The organism is Sphingomonas bisphenolicum, assembly GCF_024349785.1.
Taxonomy (GTDB): domain Bacteria; phylum Pseudomonadota; class Alphaproteobacteria; order Sphingomonadales; family Sphingomonadaceae; genus Sphingobium; species Sphingobium bisphenolicum.
Window position 1 is genome coordinate 2,388,852 of sequence record NZ_AP018817.1, and the last position, 13,432, is coordinate 2,402,283.

General features: G+C 64.9%; 13 protein-coding genes. 6 read left to right on the forward strand and 7 right to left on the reverse strand.

The window, feature by feature from the left end:
- Positions 1-10: 10 nt before the first annotated feature.
- A complete protein-coding gene (locus tag SBA_RS11795) occupies positions 11-1,384 on the reverse strand; it encodes a M20/M25/M40 family metallo-hydrolase (RefSeq protein ID WP_261934561.1) in 1,374 nt (457 codons plus the stop codon).
- Between the two features lie 99 nt (positions 1,385-1,483).
- Here SBA_RS11795 and ettA point away from each other — a divergent pair, with 99 nt between their 5' ends.
- Positions 1,484-3,169 (forward strand): energy-dependent translational throttle protein EttA, encoded by a 1,686-nt coding sequence (gene ettA, locus SBA_RS11800; RefSeq protein ID WP_224546158.1) that lies wholly within the window; start codon positions 1,484-1,486, stop codon positions 3,167-3,169.
- A 192-nt stretch (positions 3,170-3,361) separates the two neighbouring features.
- On the opposite strand, the gene SBA_RS11805 is transcribed toward ettA, so the two are convergent.
- The 4 genes from SBA_RS11805 to SBA_RS11820 form a co-directional block, all read right to left on the reverse strand.
- Entirely contained in the window at positions 3,362-4,363 is a 1,002-nt protein-coding gene (locus SBA_RS11805; protein ID WP_261934562.1) for a cytochrome-c peroxidase, read from the reverse strand.
- 369 nt (positions 4,364-4,732) lie between these two features.
- The gene (locus SBA_RS11810) at positions 4,733-5,014 is read right to left on the reverse strand and encodes an acylphosphatase (protein WP_261936724.1); all 282 of its coding nucleotides are present in this window, start codon (positions 5,012-5,014) and stop codon (positions 4,733-4,735) included.
- On the reverse strand, positions 5,014-5,844 hold the full coding sequence (locus SBA_RS11815; RefSeq protein WP_261934563.1) for an NYN domain-containing protein: 831 nt from the start codon (positions 5,842-5,844) through the stop codon (positions 5,014-5,016). Before SBA_RS11815 ends, SBA_RS11810 begins: the two co-directional genes overlap by 1 nt.
- Positions 5,845-5,858: 14 nt before the next feature.
- Positions 5,859-6,497: a carbonic anhydrase gene (locus SBA_RS11820; protein ID WP_261934564.1), complete on the reverse strand. Its 639-nt coding sequence runs from the start codon at positions 6,495-6,497 to the stop codon at positions 5,859-5,861.
- A gap of 8 nt (positions 6,498-6,505) precedes the next feature.
- Between SBA_RS11820 and lipA the strand changes: the two genes are divergently transcribed.
- The gene (gene lipA, locus SBA_RS11825; protein WP_261934565.1) at positions 6,506-7,513 is read left to right on the forward strand and encodes a lipoyl synthase; all 1,008 of its coding nucleotides are present in this window, start codon (positions 6,506-6,508) and stop codon (positions 7,511-7,513) included.
- 7 nt (positions 7,514-7,520) lie between these two features.
- Positions 7,521-7,994: a type II toxin-antitoxin system RatA family toxin gene (locus tag SBA_RS11830; RefSeq protein ID WP_261934566.1), complete on the forward strand. Its 474-nt coding sequence runs from the start codon at positions 7,521-7,523 to the stop codon at positions 7,992-7,994.
- On the opposite strand, the gene SBA_RS11835 is transcribed toward SBA_RS11830, so the two are convergent.
- Complete coding sequence (locus tag SBA_RS11835; protein ID WP_224546163.1) at positions 7,943-8,458, reverse strand: CinA family protein; 516 nt, start codon at positions 8,456-8,458, stop codon at positions 7,943-7,945. The two genes, SBA_RS11830 and SBA_RS11835, sit on opposite strands and share 52 nt — an antisense overlap.
- 4 nt (positions 8,459-8,462) lie before the next feature.
- Positions 8,463-9,644 carry a bifunctional 2-C-methyl-D-erythritol 4-phosphate cytidylyltransferase/2-C-methyl-D-erythritol 2,4-cyclodiphosphate synthase gene (locus SBA_RS11840; protein WP_261934567.1) on the reverse strand — a complete coding sequence of 394 codons (1,182 nt, stop codon included), beginning with the start codon at positions 9,642-9,644 and terminating at the stop codon, positions 8,463-8,465.
- 115 nt (positions 9,645-9,759) lie between these two features.
- Between SBA_RS11840 and dusB the strand changes: the two genes are divergently transcribed.
- Genes dusB through ntrC form a run of 3 tightly spaced genes read left to right on the forward strand, consistent with a single transcriptional unit; the run spans position 9,760 to position 13,333 of the window.
- Positions 9,760-10,782: a tRNA dihydrouridine synthase DusB gene (gene dusB, locus SBA_RS11845; protein ID WP_261934568.1), complete on the forward strand. Its 1,023-nt coding sequence runs from the start codon at positions 9,760-9,762 to the stop codon at positions 10,780-10,782.
- Positions 10,779-11,888: a two-component system sensor histidine kinase NtrB gene (locus tag SBA_RS11850; RefSeq protein ID WP_261934569.1), complete on the forward strand. Its 1,110-nt coding sequence runs from the start codon at positions 10,779-10,781 to the stop codon at positions 11,886-11,888. Before dusB ends, SBA_RS11850 begins: the two co-directional genes overlap by 4 nt.
- Positions 11,888-13,333 carry a nitrogen regulation protein NR(I) gene (ntrC, locus tag SBA_RS11855; RefSeq protein ID WP_261936725.1) on the forward strand — a complete coding sequence of 482 codons (1,446 nt, stop codon included), beginning with the start codon at positions 11,888-11,890 and terminating at the stop codon, positions 13,331-13,333. Before SBA_RS11850 ends, ntrC begins: the two co-directional genes overlap by 1 nt.
- The last annotated feature ends 99 nt before the right edge of the window (positions 13,334-13,432 follow it).

Here is a 13,432-nt window from a genome sequence, read left to right on the forward strand (position 1 = left end):
CTATAAAAGTTCAGTTAACGCCCATGGATTCTGATGCATTGGCCACCGCATCGAGCGTCACCGTCCAGGCCGCGACATTCTGCCGCAACTGGTCCGGATCGACCTTGTCCAGCGTATCGTCGGGCGTGTGGTGCAGGTCGAAATAGCGCGTGCCGTCCTGCTGAAGATCGATCACCGGCACCCCGGCCTTCACCAGCGGCGCGATATCGGCGCCGCCGCCCGCTTCTTGGGTGCTGGCGCCCACGCCAAGCGGCGCGAGCGCAGTGGCAATGCGCTTCGCCAGCGCCTCATGTCCCTGCGGCAGTTTGAAATCAACGCGCCAGATGCGGTCGGCCCCAAAATCCGATTCGATCGCGAGCGCATGTTTTTGCTCTCCATGAGCCTTATAATAAGCGCGGGCGCCGTCGCCGCCGACTTCCTCCGCGCCGGCCATCAGCACGCGGATGGTGCGGCGGGGCTGGCCTGCCTTGGCGACTTGCAATGCCGAGGCCGCTGCGATGCCGCAGCCGGTCGCGTCATCGATCGCGCCCGTGCCCTGGTCCCAGCTATCGAGATGACAGGCGGCCACGACCACGCCCGCCGCCGGATCGCTGCCGGGAATTTCGGCGATGACGTTGCCGGACGGCTGATCCTTCAGCATCTTCGACGTCAGCGTCAGATGCACCGTCACCGGCTGGCCGCGCTTGATCACGCGGGCGAGCTGTTCGGCATCCGGCACGCTCAGCGCTGCCGCCGGGATCGGCGTGACGCCGTCCGCCCACATCTGCACGCCGGTATGCGGCACGCGATGATGATCGGTGCCGATCGAGCGAATGAGGATCGCGATTGCGCCCTTTTTCGACGCGATGCTCGGTCCCTGCCGCCGCGCCGCACCGAAATAACCATAGGAAGAGCCGTCCTGCGTCGCCTTCATGCCATGATCGACAAAGGCGATCTTGCCCTTCAGCATGGCGGCAGGCGCGGCGTCCAGATCGGCGATGCTAGGGAAATAGACGATTTCGCCCTCTATCCCCTTGTCGCTGGTCGACCCGCTGTTGCCGAGCGCCGCCAACACCAGATTTTGCGGGAAGGGCGAGAGGATGCGCGCCTCTTCATGTCCGCGCACCCACACCGGCATAGTATAAAGTTCCGCGCGGACATTGGAAAAGCCGAGCGCCTTGAGCTTCGCTACCGCCCATTCGCGCGCACGGGCCTCCTGTGGCGTCCCGGCCGGGCGCGGGCCGACCTCGGTCGTCAACCCTTCGGTAAAGTCGAAGGCGACATCGTCCTTCAGCGCCGCTTCGCGAATCGCGGCGCTGTCGGTGGGTGCGGCCAGGGCGAGGGGCGGGGTGAAAATGCTGCCAAGGAGAAGGGCGGCCAGCGTGCCCGATCGGATTTTCTGCATGGGTGGGAGCGTAGCGAGCCATCACCCATTTGCCAATGCGTCCCGCCTCCGCTAACTCCGCGCCAAATCCTCTTATCCTACCGTTGGAGCTGCCCGAACATGTCCGCCTCCTCGCAATATGCCTATGTCATGAAGAGCATGACGAAGACCTTCCCCGGCGCGGCCAAGCCGGTGCTGAGCAACATCAACCTGCAATTCTACCGCGGCTCGAAGATCGGCATCGTCGGTCCCAACGGCGCGGGCAAATCCACTCTCATCAAGATCATGGCGGGGATCGACACCGATTTTTCCGGTGAAGCCTGGCCGGGCGAGAATATCACGGTCGGCTACCTGCCGCAGGAGCCGCAACTCGATCCCAACAAGACCGTGCTGGAAAACGTCAAGGACGGCGCGCGCGAAACCGCGGACAAGCTGGACCGCTTCAACGAGATCAGCGCCATCATGGGCGACCCGCCGGAAGACGTCGATTTCGACGCGCTGATGGAGGAAATGGGCACGCTCCAGGAGCAGATCGACGCCGTCGATGGCTGGTCGCTCGACAGCCAGCTGGAACTGGCGATGGAGGCGTTGCGCTGCCCGCCCTCGGACTGGTCGGTGGAAAGCCTGTCGGGCGGTGAAAAGCGCCGCATCGCGCTAACTCGCCTGCTGATCCAGAAGCCGGATATTCTGCTGCTCGACGAACCGACCAACCATCTCGACGCCGAAAGCGTCACCTGGCTGGAAAATCATCTCAAGGAATATGCCGGGTCGGTGCTGATGATCACCCATGACCGCTATTTCCTCGACAATGTCGTGGGCTGGATTCTGGAACTCGATCGCGGAAAATATTTCCCTTACGAAGGCAACTACTCCACCTATCTGGAGAAGAAGTCCAAGCGACTGGAGCAGGAAGACCGCGAGGCGACCGGCCGCCAGAAGGCGATCAACGACGAACTGGAATGGATCAGGCAGGGCACCAAGGGCCGCCAGACCAAGTCCAAGGCGCGTATCAAGAAATTCGAGGAACTGGTCGCGGGCCAGAATAACCGCTCGCCCGGCAAGGCGCAGATCGTCATCCAGGTGCCCGAGCGTCTGGGCGGCAAGGTGATCGAGTTCAAGGGCATCACCAAGGCATTCGGCGACAAGCTGCTGTTCGAGGATCTGTCCTTCCTGCTGCCGCCGGGCGGCATCGTCGGCGTGATCGGCCCGAACGGCGCGGGCAAGTCCACCCTGTTCAAGCTCATCACCGGCCAGGAAACCCCGGACGCAGGCGAGATCGACATCGGCACGACCGTCCGCCTGGGCTTTGTCGACCAGAGCCGCGATCATCTCGACGGGTCGAAGAACGTCTGGGAGGAAGTGTCCGATGGTCTCGACTATGTGAAGGTCAATGGCCACGACATGTCGACGCGCGCCTATGTCGGCGCCTTCAACTTCAAGGGGCAGGACCAGCAGAAGAATGTCGGCAAGCTGTCGGGCGGCGAACGCAACCGCGTCCACATCGCCAAGATGCTGAAGCGCGGCGGCAACGTGCTGCTGCTCGACGAACCGACCAACGATCTGGACGTCGAAACGCTGGGCGCGCTGGAAGAAGCGATCGAAAATTTCGCGGGCTGCGCCGTGGTCATCAGCCATGATCGCTTCTTCCTCGATCGCCTCGCCACCCACATCCTGGCGTTCGAAGGCAACAGCCATGTCGAATGGTTCGAGGGCAATTTCGAAGCCTATGAGGAAGACAAGCGCCGCCGCCTGGGCGACGCCGCCGATCGCCCGACCGCGCTGGCCTATAAGAAGCTGACGCGCTGAGTATAGGCCGTCACCCGGCGCGGCGGTCATGCGATTGCAATATTTGCAACCGGGATATGGCCGTTCGCACTTGCGATGGTGGCGCTAACATTTCATAGAGGGAGTGCCTTTCAGGCATCCTCTCCTAAAACTTTACGGGCTGGTCCTTTCATGGATCGGCCCTTTTTTTGTCTGTTGGCAGCGACAGATCGATCAGGTCGGTACAGGGCAGCCGACAGGCGGTGGCCCCAGCGCCGGATTCTTCAGGAAATCGCGATCGGTCAGCGCATCAAGGAACGCCAGCAGCGCGGGCATGTCGATGCCGGTCAGATGCGCGGCGGCATGGCGGCGAATCGCGCCGTCGATGCTGTCGGCCTTGCCATCGTGCAGCCATGGCCCGGTAACCGCGACATTGCGCAGCGATGGGGTGCGGAACTGTTCGGGCGGCGGCTCGAAACCTGGGGGCGGCGGTTTGCCGCCATAGGCCGGATCGTCCGATTCGCGGGGCGCTGCCGTGCCAACATAATGGACCTTGCCATCGGTCAGGTCCGGGCCGCTATGGCAGGAAGCGCAGCCCGACGCCTTGAACTGCGCCGCACCTTTGGCGGCCAGCGGGGGCAGGGCGCCGCGATCATAGGCGCTGCCGAACGAGATCATGGTACGCTGGAACGCGCCCAGCGCCGCCGTCACCCTGGCGAAATCCGCGGCCCCCTTTGCGCCGGGAAAGGCTTGCGCGAACATCCGGCGATAGCAGGGATCGGCGTCCAGCCGCGCGGCCAGGTCGCCATCGCGGCCGGCCATGCCCATTTCCACCGGCTTGGTCCCGGTCATCGGCACCATCGCCTGCGCCTCCAGCGTGGTGATCCCCGCATCGGTCCAGGTCAGGCCGCTGCGCCAGGCCACATTGGCCAGCCCTGGCACGTTGCGCACGCCCATGTCGCCGGTCACGCCGACATGGGTGGGCAGGCCATCGGTAAAGCCGCGCGCCTGTTGGTGGCAATCGGCGCAGGCCATGCTGCCGTCATGCGACAGCGCGCGATCGTAGAAGAGGCGGCGGCCCAGCGCGACCTTGGCCGCGCTCATGCCATTTTCGGCGGGCAGGGCGGGGGCGCTTACTCCTGCCGGAAAGCTGGGCCAGCGCCAGTCCGCCCGCGCGCCCATCGCGCCGGACGCCAGCACGACCGCGCCGATGATCCCTGCTATGCCAACCCGCATGACCATTCCCCCTGTGCCGCGCACGACGAGCGAACGCTGGCTTATCCGCAGGGCGAGGGCAAGGGTGGGGGATAGGGGTGGATGGCGGGGGCGCCATTTCCGCGACCCGAAGGGCGGCTGTCGGTCAACGCGGAGATCCATCTCCCGCCTTTCCAGCTTGTTGCGAGCGTGCGAGATGGGTTGCCGCCTTCGCTGGAAGGACGAATTGGGTGGAAAGCTGAAGTTTCAGATATCGTCATGCTGAACTTGTTTCAGCATCCATGGTGCCACATGGACCGTTGCTCTATCTGAAGAAATGGATCCTGAAACAAGTTCAGGGTGACGATGCTTAATAGGTCCGCCCTTGGTCGTTAGTAGACGCCCGCAGCCTCAAAGCGTCCCCCGCTTCTCGAACCCGCTCAGCCCCTCGCCCCCCACCTCGACGACATCAATCCGCGCCACCTTAGCCGCTGGTGGCCCATCGTGCGCCAGCACAATAAACCGCGCCACCACCGCCGCCTCGCCCTCCACCAGCGCCTCAACGCAGCCGTCTGCGCGGTTACGGACCCAGCCGGCCAATCCCAGCCCGCGCGCCGTTTCGACCGTCCAGGCGCGATACCACACGCCCTGGACCCGACCATGGATCATCAGGTGCCGCGCCACCTGGGACATCACTTGACCCGCTTGATCCAGGTCTGTCCGCCTTCGCGGACTTCGGTGATGAAATTGGGGATGGCGGCGACCAGGTCGGACAGGCGCTTATAGCCATAATTGCGCACGTCGAAACTGGAACGGTTACCGACCCGCTGACCGACCGGCCCCAGCGCCACGAAGCCGCGCTCGTCGCGCTTCGCCTCGTCATAGGCGTCGATCAGCAGGCGCACGACTTCGGCGTCCACCGTCTTGCTGGGGGGCGGCGTGGCGGGTGCGGGCGCGGCGGGCGCAGCAACCGCCTTGGCGGGGGGCGTCTGCTGCGGCGTGGTCGCCTTGGCCTGCGCGGCTTTGGCCGGGGCTGCCGCCTTGGCCGGGGCCTTGGCCAGCACGGGCACTTCTGCGGGTTTCAGCGCCGCGACATTCAGAAAGCGCGTGCAGGCGCGGCGGAAGCCTTCGGGCGTGTTCGCCGATCCAAAGCCATAGACCGGAATGCCCTGCTGCCGGATGCGGGTCGCCAGCGGGGTAAAGTCGCTATCGCTGGACATCAGGCCGAACCCGTCGACCCGGCCCGACGCCATCAGGTCCATGGCGTCGATCGTCATCTTCATGTCGGTGGCGTTCTTGCCCTTGGTCAGGTCGAACTGCTGCTGCGGTTCGATCGCGTGCGCGACCGACAGCGCCGCCCACGTCTTGAGTGTCGCCTTGCTCCAATTGCCATAGGCGCGGCGGATATTGACCGTGCCCAGTTCCGCCAGCACGGTCATGACCGAATCGAAATGGGCCGCCGACGCATTGTCCGCATCGATCAGCAGGGCGATATTGCCCCGGCCTTCCTGTAAAAAAGCCATGCCGCCTGCTCCCTTCATGCGGGCGAGAAGGCGCCGCTATCCTCATCCAAAATGTTCAGCACGCCGTCGGCGATGGCGAAGAAACTGCCGACCAGCTTCAATTCGCCCTTGCGCTCCTTGGACCGGACGCAGGGGAAAGTGCGCAGGTTGGCGAGGCTGACCTTCACCGCTTCCTGCTCCATCGCCCGTTCGACGGCGCGGTCGCGCTGATCGCCATATTGGCCGATCACGATGTCGCGCGCATCGTCCAGCAATTCGATCCAGTTATGGATGAAGCCGCCTTCGCCCGGCGGCGCATTCTTCAGATCCTGACTGAGTGCCGCCTTGCAACCCCCACATTTGCCATGGCCCATGACGACGATCTCGCCGACCTTGAGCACCTGCACCGCAAATTCCAGCGCCGCCGATACGCCATGATGACCCGGATTGGTTTCGAACGGCGGCACCAGCGCGGCGACGTTGCGCACGACGAAGATTTCGCCGGGGCTGGTGTCGAAAATCTGCGCAGGATCGACCCGGCTGTCGGAACAGGCGATCACCATCACCCTGGGGCTCTGCCCCTCGTTGAGTTCGTCCCATCGCGCCCGCTGCTGGTTCCAGCCGGTGTCGCGGAAACGGCGATAGCCCTGAAGCATGTCGGAAAAGTCTGTCATGGCGAGCGATGTGCCGCACAAATAGGGGGCTGGCAAGAGCGAGCCTGCGTCGCTATCTGGGGCGCATGAACGACATCAGCCCGATCCCCGTGCCCGGTCAGCCCGCCAGTCCGGAACGCGCCCGCAAGCCCGACTGGATTCGCGTGAAGGCGCCGACCAGCCCCGCCTATCATGAAACGCGCAAGCTGATGCGCGACAAGGGGCTGAATACGGTCTGCGAGGAAGCGGCCTGCCCGAATATCGGGGAATGCTGGACCAAGAAGCACGCCACGGTGATGATCCTGGGCGACGTCTGCACCCGCGCCTGCGCCTTTTGCAACGTCAAGACCGGGATGCCGCGGAAGGTCGATGTCAACGAACCGCAGAATCTGGCCGATGCCTGCGCCGAAATGGGGCTGGAACATATCGTCATCACCTCGGTCGACCGCGACGACCTGCCCGACGGCGGCGCATCGCAGTTCGTCAAGGTGATCGAGGCGCTGCGCCGCACGACTCCGAACACGACGATCGAAATCCTGACCCCAGACTTCCGCAACAAGCATGAGCGCGCCGTCGAGATGATCGTCGCCGCGCGGCCGGACGTCTATAACCATAATCTGGAGACGGTCCCGCGCCTGTACCCGACCATCCGCCCCGGCGCGCGCTATTATGCGTCGCTGCGCCTGCTCGAGTCGGTCAAGAAGCTCGATCCGTCCATCTTCACCAAGTCGGGCATCATGCTGGGCCTGGGCGAGGAAAGGCTGGAGGTCCATCAGGTGATGGACGACATGCGGTCGGCCGACATCGATTTCCTGACCATGGGGCAATATCTGCAACCCACGCCCAAGCACGCCAAGGTGATCGACTTCGTCACCCCGGCGGCGTTCAACAGCTATGCCGGCATCGCGCGGGCCAAGGGCTTCCTGCAGGTCGCATCGTCGCCGCTGACACGGTCGAGCTATCATGCCGGCAAGGATTTCGCGGAAATGCGTGCTGCGCGGGCGGCCAAACTGGCCAAGGCGGCGGCGAAGGCCTGACGTCCAGATGCCCAAGCATGAAGAAACGCGGCAGCTTCCCTATACGCCGACGCAGATGTTCGACCTCGTGTCCGACGTCGCCGCCTATCCGCAATTCCTGCCCTGGATCAGCGCTATCCGCGTCCGGTCCGACAGCGATACGGAAATGGTCGCCGACATGATCGTCGGCTTCAAGGGCGTGAAGGAAAGCTTCACCTCGCGCGTCCATAAACATCGGCCCGACCATGTCCGTGTCGACTATCTCGATGGGCCGCTCAAGCATCTCCACAATGAGTGGCGCTTCCGCGACGACGGGCAGGGGGGCGTGCTGGTCGATTTCGAGGTCGAGTTCGAATTCAAGAACCGGCTGTTCGAAATGCTGGCCGGCCAGTTTTTCGACAAGGCGCTGCGCAAGATGATCGGCGCGTTCGAAACCCGTGCCGCGCTACTCTATGGGGCCGAGTCGGGCAACAGCAGTTCCAGCGCGCACAGCGCCGCCTGAAGCCGCACGCCGCCACGGCCATCATTGTCGAAATGGCGCATGTCGGCGACGACCTTGTCGGCCGCGGCGCCGCGTTCGGCGCGGGCGAAGACGACGGTGCCGACCGGCTTCTGCTCGCTGCCGCCGCCCGGCCCTGCGATGCCGGTGATGGCGACCGCCACATGCGCGTGGCTTTTCTTGAGCGCGCCCTGCGCCATCGCCCAGGCAGTGGCGATCGACACCGCGCCGAACGTATCCAGCACATCATGCGAAACTTTCAGAAGTTCCGCTTTCATGTCGTTGGAATAGGTAATGAAACCGGCTTCGAAGACTTCGGAGGAGCCTACGATTTCGGTCAGCGCCGCCGACACCAGTCCGCCGGTGCAGCTTTCCGCCACCGCGATGGTGCGGCCGGCGCGGCGATTGGCGATGATGACCTTTTCGGCGAGTTCGACCAACTGGGCCGGCAGGATCGTATCTGGCATGGGCTCAGGATAGCGCGGGGAGGGACAGGGTGGCAACCGCTTGTGCGGCGATGCCTTCGCGCCGGCCGGCAAAGCCTAGCCGCTCGGTGGTGGTCGCCTTCACGCTGATCCGGTCGACCGGCACCGCCAGTATCTCTGCGATGCGCGTGCGCATGGCGTCGCGATGCGGGCCGATCTTGGGCGCTTCGCAGATGATGGTCAGGTCGATATGCTCGATCCGGCCGTCCCGCGCCGCCACCCGGTCGCGCGCATAGGCCAGGAAGCGGTCCGAGGATGCGCCGCGCCATTGCGGGTCGGACGGGGGGAAATGGCTGCCGATATCGCCTTCCGCCAGCGCGCCCAGCACGGCGTCGACGATCGCGTGGAGCGCCACATCGGCATCGCTATGCCCGGCCAGCCCGCGATCGTGCGGGACCAGCAGGCCAGCCAGCCAAAGCTCTTCGTCAGGGGCCAGACGATGGACGTCATAGCCCATGCCGACCCGCGTCGAACGTGGCGTCGCCAGTTGGGCTTCGGCGCGGGCGAAGTCCTGCGGATAGGTCAATTTCTCAAGCCTTTCATGGCCTTGGACCAATATGACGTCATGGCCCCAGCCTTTGAGAATCTGCGCATCGTCGGTCGCCTCGCGGACTCCGCTCCACGCCCGGTGCGCCGCCACGATGGCATCGAAGCGGAAGGCCTGCGGTGTCTGCACCCGATGCAGCCCGTCCCTGCCCACGCCATCGCCCATGATGCTGCCGGCTTCGCGTATCAGTGTATCGGCGACGGGCAGGGTGGGAATGGCCCCCGTTCCGCTTTCCAGCGCTGCCAGCAGTCGATCGACCACCGCGCCGGGCAGGAAGGGGCGGGCGGCGTCATGGATCAGCACGATATCCGCGCCACCCTGCGCCGTGATCGCCTCCAGTCCCGCGCGCACCGATCCGCGCCGGCTGTCCGCGCCGGTCACGAAGGATGCCGCCCGTTCGCCCAGCGCCGTGCGCGCCGTCGCCTCCTGCCCGTCGCCCAGCACGATATGGATCGCGTCGATCCCGCCATGTGCGGCCAGCGCATCATAGGCATGGGCCAGCACGGCCTTGCCCGCGACGCTTCGGAACTGTTTGGGGATGTCGCCGCCCGCGCGGCTGCCCTGGCCCGCGGCGACGATCAGCGCGACGATCTTGCTGTTTGATGTCATGGAGCGGCGCATAGCGGGTCGCGGGGCGGATCGAAAGGGGCGGTGGACCGAAAGGGGCGCGCCTTGCCGCCCGCTCCAATTTCCGCTAAGGGCTGCCTGTTTTTTAGGCAGTATCAAAAGTTAGACCATGCGCAGGCTTTCCCCCATCTCCATCGGCCCGATCACCATCGACATGCCGGTCGTCCTCGCCCCGATGACGGGCGTCACCGACATGCCGTTCCGCACGCTGGTGCGCCGCTACGGGTGCGGCCTCAACGTGACGGAGATGATCGCGTCGGCGGCGATGATCCGCGAGACCCGCCAGTCGCTGCAAAAGGCTGCCTGGCATCCGCTGGAAGAGCCGGTGTCAATGCAACTTGCCGGCTGCTCGCCCAAGGAAATGGCGGATGCGGCCAAGCTCAACGCCGATCGCGGCGCCGCGATCATCGACATCAATATGGGCTGTCCGGTGAAGAAGGTCGTCAATGGCGACGCGGGCAGCGCCCTGATGCGCGACCTGCCGCTCGCCGCCTCGCTCATCAAGGCGACGGTGGAGGCGGTCGACGTGCCGGTGACGGTCAAGATGCGTATGGGCTGGGACCATGCCAGCCTCAACGCGCCGGAACTCGCCCATATCGCCGAGGATCTGGGCGCGCAGCTCATCACCGTCCACGGCCGTACCCGCTGCCAGATGTACAAGGGGTCGGCCGACTGGGCGTTCGTCCGCTCGGTCAAGGAGGCGGTGAAGCTGCCGGTGATCGTCAATGGCGACATCTGTTCGGTCGAGGATGCCGACATGGCGCTGGAACAGAGCGGCGCCGATGGCGTGATGATCGGGCGCGGCGCCTATGGCCGGCCCTGGCTCATCAGCCAGGTCATGGCGTGGTTGACCGACGGCACACGCCTTCCAGACCCGTCACTGGCCGAGCAATATCAAGCGATCATAGGGCATTATCATGCCATGCTCGAACATTATGACACCTATACCGGCGTCAATATGGCACGCAAGCATATCGGCTGGTACACCAAGGGACTGACCGGATCGGCCGAGTTCCGCAATGCCGTGAACCAGCAGCCGGACGCCGCGGTGGTGCTCGACATGCTGGCCCGCTTCTACGAACCGCTGATCGCCAGCGGGCTGGACCCTGCGGACCTGCGCAAGGCCGCATGACCGTGACATTGTCGTCCGTCCCGCCGCTTCGGATGCTGCAGGACGGGCCTTCGCTGGGCGAACAGATGACGGCGCTGCCCGTGGCGACGCTGGTGGTGAAGCCGGACAACAGCATCGCCGAAGCCAATGTCCGCGCTGAAACCTTGCTCAACATGGCGCGATCGGCCATCGTCGGCAGCGATGTCGCGCGCACCATCCGCATCGCGGAGGCGGGCGCGCGGTTCGACATCTGGCACAGCAACAAGCCGATCGCCGCCTATGACATCAAGGTCCATGCCGGCCGCACCGCCGAAATGGAGGTCGACCTGATGATCGCGCCGATCGTCGATCATGACGGCTGGCGCGTGGTGTCGCTCCATGCCCAGAGCCAGGCGCGCAAGATCGGCCATCGCGGATCGTCGGGCGGCGCCCGTTCCGCCATGGGCGCGGCCGCGATCCTGGCGCATGAGATCAAGAACCCGCTGTCGGGCATCCGTGGCGCGGCGCAACTTCTGGAATCCAGCCAGGGCGGCCGCGACGCGGCGCTGACCCAGTTGATCTGCAACGAGGTGGACCGGATCGCCGCGCTGATCGATCGAATGCAGGATTTTACCACCGATCGGACGCTCGAATGCCATCCCGGCAACATCTATCCGCTGATCGACCGCGCGGCCGGGATCGCGGCGGCGGGATTTGCAAAACATATAAAGATCATAAAGCATTATGATCCGTCCTTGCCATTCGCTAACATCAATGACGACGCGCTGGTGCAGGTGATGATCAACCTGCTGAAAAATGCGGCCGAAGCGCTGGAGCATGTCGCCAAGCCGCGTATCCGGGTGGAAACAGCATTCCGCCATGGCGTGTCGGTGGTGGTCGGCGATGGCAAGGGCAGCGCGGTGCTGCCGATCGAAATCCTCGTCATCGACAATGGCCCCGGCGTGCCCGAACATATTCTCGACCATCTCTTCAACCCCTTCATCACCGGCAAGCGCGACGGGCAGGGGCTGGGCCTGGCGCTGGTGGACAAGCTGGTGCGCGATATGAGCGGCTTCGTCCAATATAGCCGCGACGTGGAGGCCGGCGAATCCACCTTCCGCATCCTTCTGCCGATGGGGATGGCGTGATGGGCGTGACCGGCACGATCCTGGTGGTCGATGACGATCCCGCCATCTGCGTGGTGGTCGGCGAAGCGCTGCGGCGGCAGGGGCATAGGGTGAAGACGGCCGCCTCGATCCGCGAGCGGAGCGCGCTGATGGAAAGCTTCGCGCCCGACGTGCTGATCACCGACGTCATGCTGCCGGATGGTGACGGGCTGGACGGTGTGGCCGACATTTTGGCGACCAAGCCCGACCTCAACGTCATCATCCTGTCGGCGCAGAACACGCTCAACACCGCGATCCGCGCCACGGAAAAGGGCGCGTTCGAATATCTGCCAAAGCCTTTCGACCTCAACGAACTGACGCGCGCGGTCGCGGATGCGCTCGGCACCCGGCAGAGCGCGGACGAGCCGGGCGGCGACGTCGGCCTGCCGCATGACGGCCTCCCGCTGGTTGGCCGGTCGCCGGCGATGCAGGAAGTGTACCGCACCATCGCCCGCGTCCTGTCCAACGACCTGTCGATTCTGGTGCTGGGCGAATCGGGCACCGGCAAGGAGCTGGTGGCCGAAGCGATCCACAGCCTGGGTCAGCGCCGCACCAAGCCCTTCGTCGCGATCAACATGGCGGCCATCCCGCGCGAGCTGATCGAGGCGGAGCTGTTCGGCTATGAAAAGGGCGCCTTCACCGGCGCCCATGCCCGCACCGCCGGGAAATTCGAGCAGGCGCAGGGCGGGACGCTGTTCCTGGACGAGATCGGCGACATGCCGATGGAGGCGCAGACCCGGCTGCTGCGGGTGCTCCAGTCGGGCGAAGTCACGACAGTCGGCGGGTCGAAGCCGGTGCGGGTCAATGTCCGCATCATCGCCGCGACCAACAAGGATCTGTCGCTGCTGATCGAGGATGGGCGCTTCCGCCAGGACCTCTACTACCGGCTCAACGTCGTGCCGATCGCGTTGCCGGCGTTGCGCGAACGGCGCGAGGACGTGATCCTGCTCGCACGCCATTTCCTGGAGCGGGCGGCGCAGGAGGGCCTGCCGCGCAAGGCGCTGGCGGACGATGCGGCGCAACTGCTGATGACCTATCACTGGCCGGGCAATGTGCGCGAGCTGCAGAATCTGATGCAGCGCCTGTCCGTCCTGAGCCGTGAAAATGTCATCACCGGCGACATATTGCGCCACATGCTGCCGATGGACGCGGTGCCGGCCGACTATGCCGCGCCCACCGACCAGCTGGCCCATGCGGTCCGCGACTGGGCCAAGCGGCAGTTGGGCGTGGGCCTTGGCCAGCCCAACCGCGCCTTGCATGACGATCTGCTGGCGGTGGTGGAGCCGATCCTGTTGCAGGAGGTGCTGGCCAGTGTCGATGGCAACCAGATTCGTGCGGCCGGATTGCTGGGCATCAATCGCAACACGCTGCGCAAGAAGCTGACCGATTACGGCCTGGACCCCATGCAGCTCCGGCTCAACGATTGATCCGAATGCGGCGCTGGTCGGGACGAACCGACGGTCTGGATCGACCAGCGACAGCGATTTGCCCAAATACTGTGTTTGAACGGGCACGGGGGTTGTTGT

What these genes read in the sequence shown, in the direction of transcription:
- SBA_RS11835 (WP_224546163.1), bottom strand. Translation starts at nt 8,458, where the DNA reads ATGCCAGATACGATCCTGCCGGCCCAGTTGGTCGAACTCGCCGAAAAG.
- SBA_RS11815 (WP_261934563.1), bottom strand. Translation starts at nt 5,844, where the DNA reads ATGGCTTTTTTACAGGAAGGCCGGGGCAATATCGCCCTGCTGATCGAT.
- SBA_RS11840 (WP_261934567.1), bottom strand. Translation starts at nt 9,644, where the DNA reads ATGCGCCGCTCCATGACATCAAACAGCAAGATCGTCGCGCTGATCGTC.
- ntrC (WP_261936725.1), top strand. Translation starts at nt 11,888, where the DNA reads ATGGGCGTGACCGGCACGATCCTGGTGGTCGATGACGATCCCGCCATC.
- lipA (WP_261934565.1), top strand. Translation starts at nt 6,506, where the DNA reads ATGTGCCGCACAAATAGGGGGCTGGCAAGAGCGAGCCTGCGTCGCTAT.
- dusB (WP_261934568.1), top strand. Translation starts at nt 9,760, where the DNA reads ATGCGCAGGCTTTCCCCCATCTCCATCGGCCCGATCACCATCGACATG.
- SBA_RS11810 (WP_261936724.1), bottom strand. Translation starts at nt 5,014, where the DNA reads ATGTCCCAGGTGGCGCGGCACCTGATGATCCATGGTCGGGTCCAGGGC.
- SBA_RS11820 (WP_261934564.1), bottom strand. Translation starts at nt 6,497, where the DNA reads ATGACAGACTTTTCCGACATGCTTCAGGGCTATCGCCGTTTCCGCGAC.
- SBA_RS11830 (WP_261934566.1), top strand. Translation starts at nt 7,521, where the DNA reads ATGCCCAAGCATGAAGAAACGCGGCAGCTTCCCTATACGCCGACGCAG.
- SBA_RS11795 (WP_261934561.1), bottom strand. Translation starts at nt 1,384, where the DNA reads ATGCAGAAAATCCGATCGGGCACGCTGGCCGCCCTTCTCCTTGGCAGC.
- SBA_RS11805 (WP_261934562.1), bottom strand. Translation starts at nt 4,363, where the DNA reads ATGCGGGTTGGCATAGCAGGGATCATCGGCGCGGTCGTGCTGGCGTCC.
- SBA_RS11850 (WP_261934569.1), top strand. Translation starts at nt 10,779, where the DNA reads ATGACCGTGACATTGTCGTCCGTCCCGCCGCTTCGGATGCTGCAGGAC.
- ettA (WP_224546158.1), top strand. Translation starts at nt 1,484, where the DNA reads ATGTCCGCCTCCTCGCAATATGCCTATGTCATGAAGAGCATGACGAAG.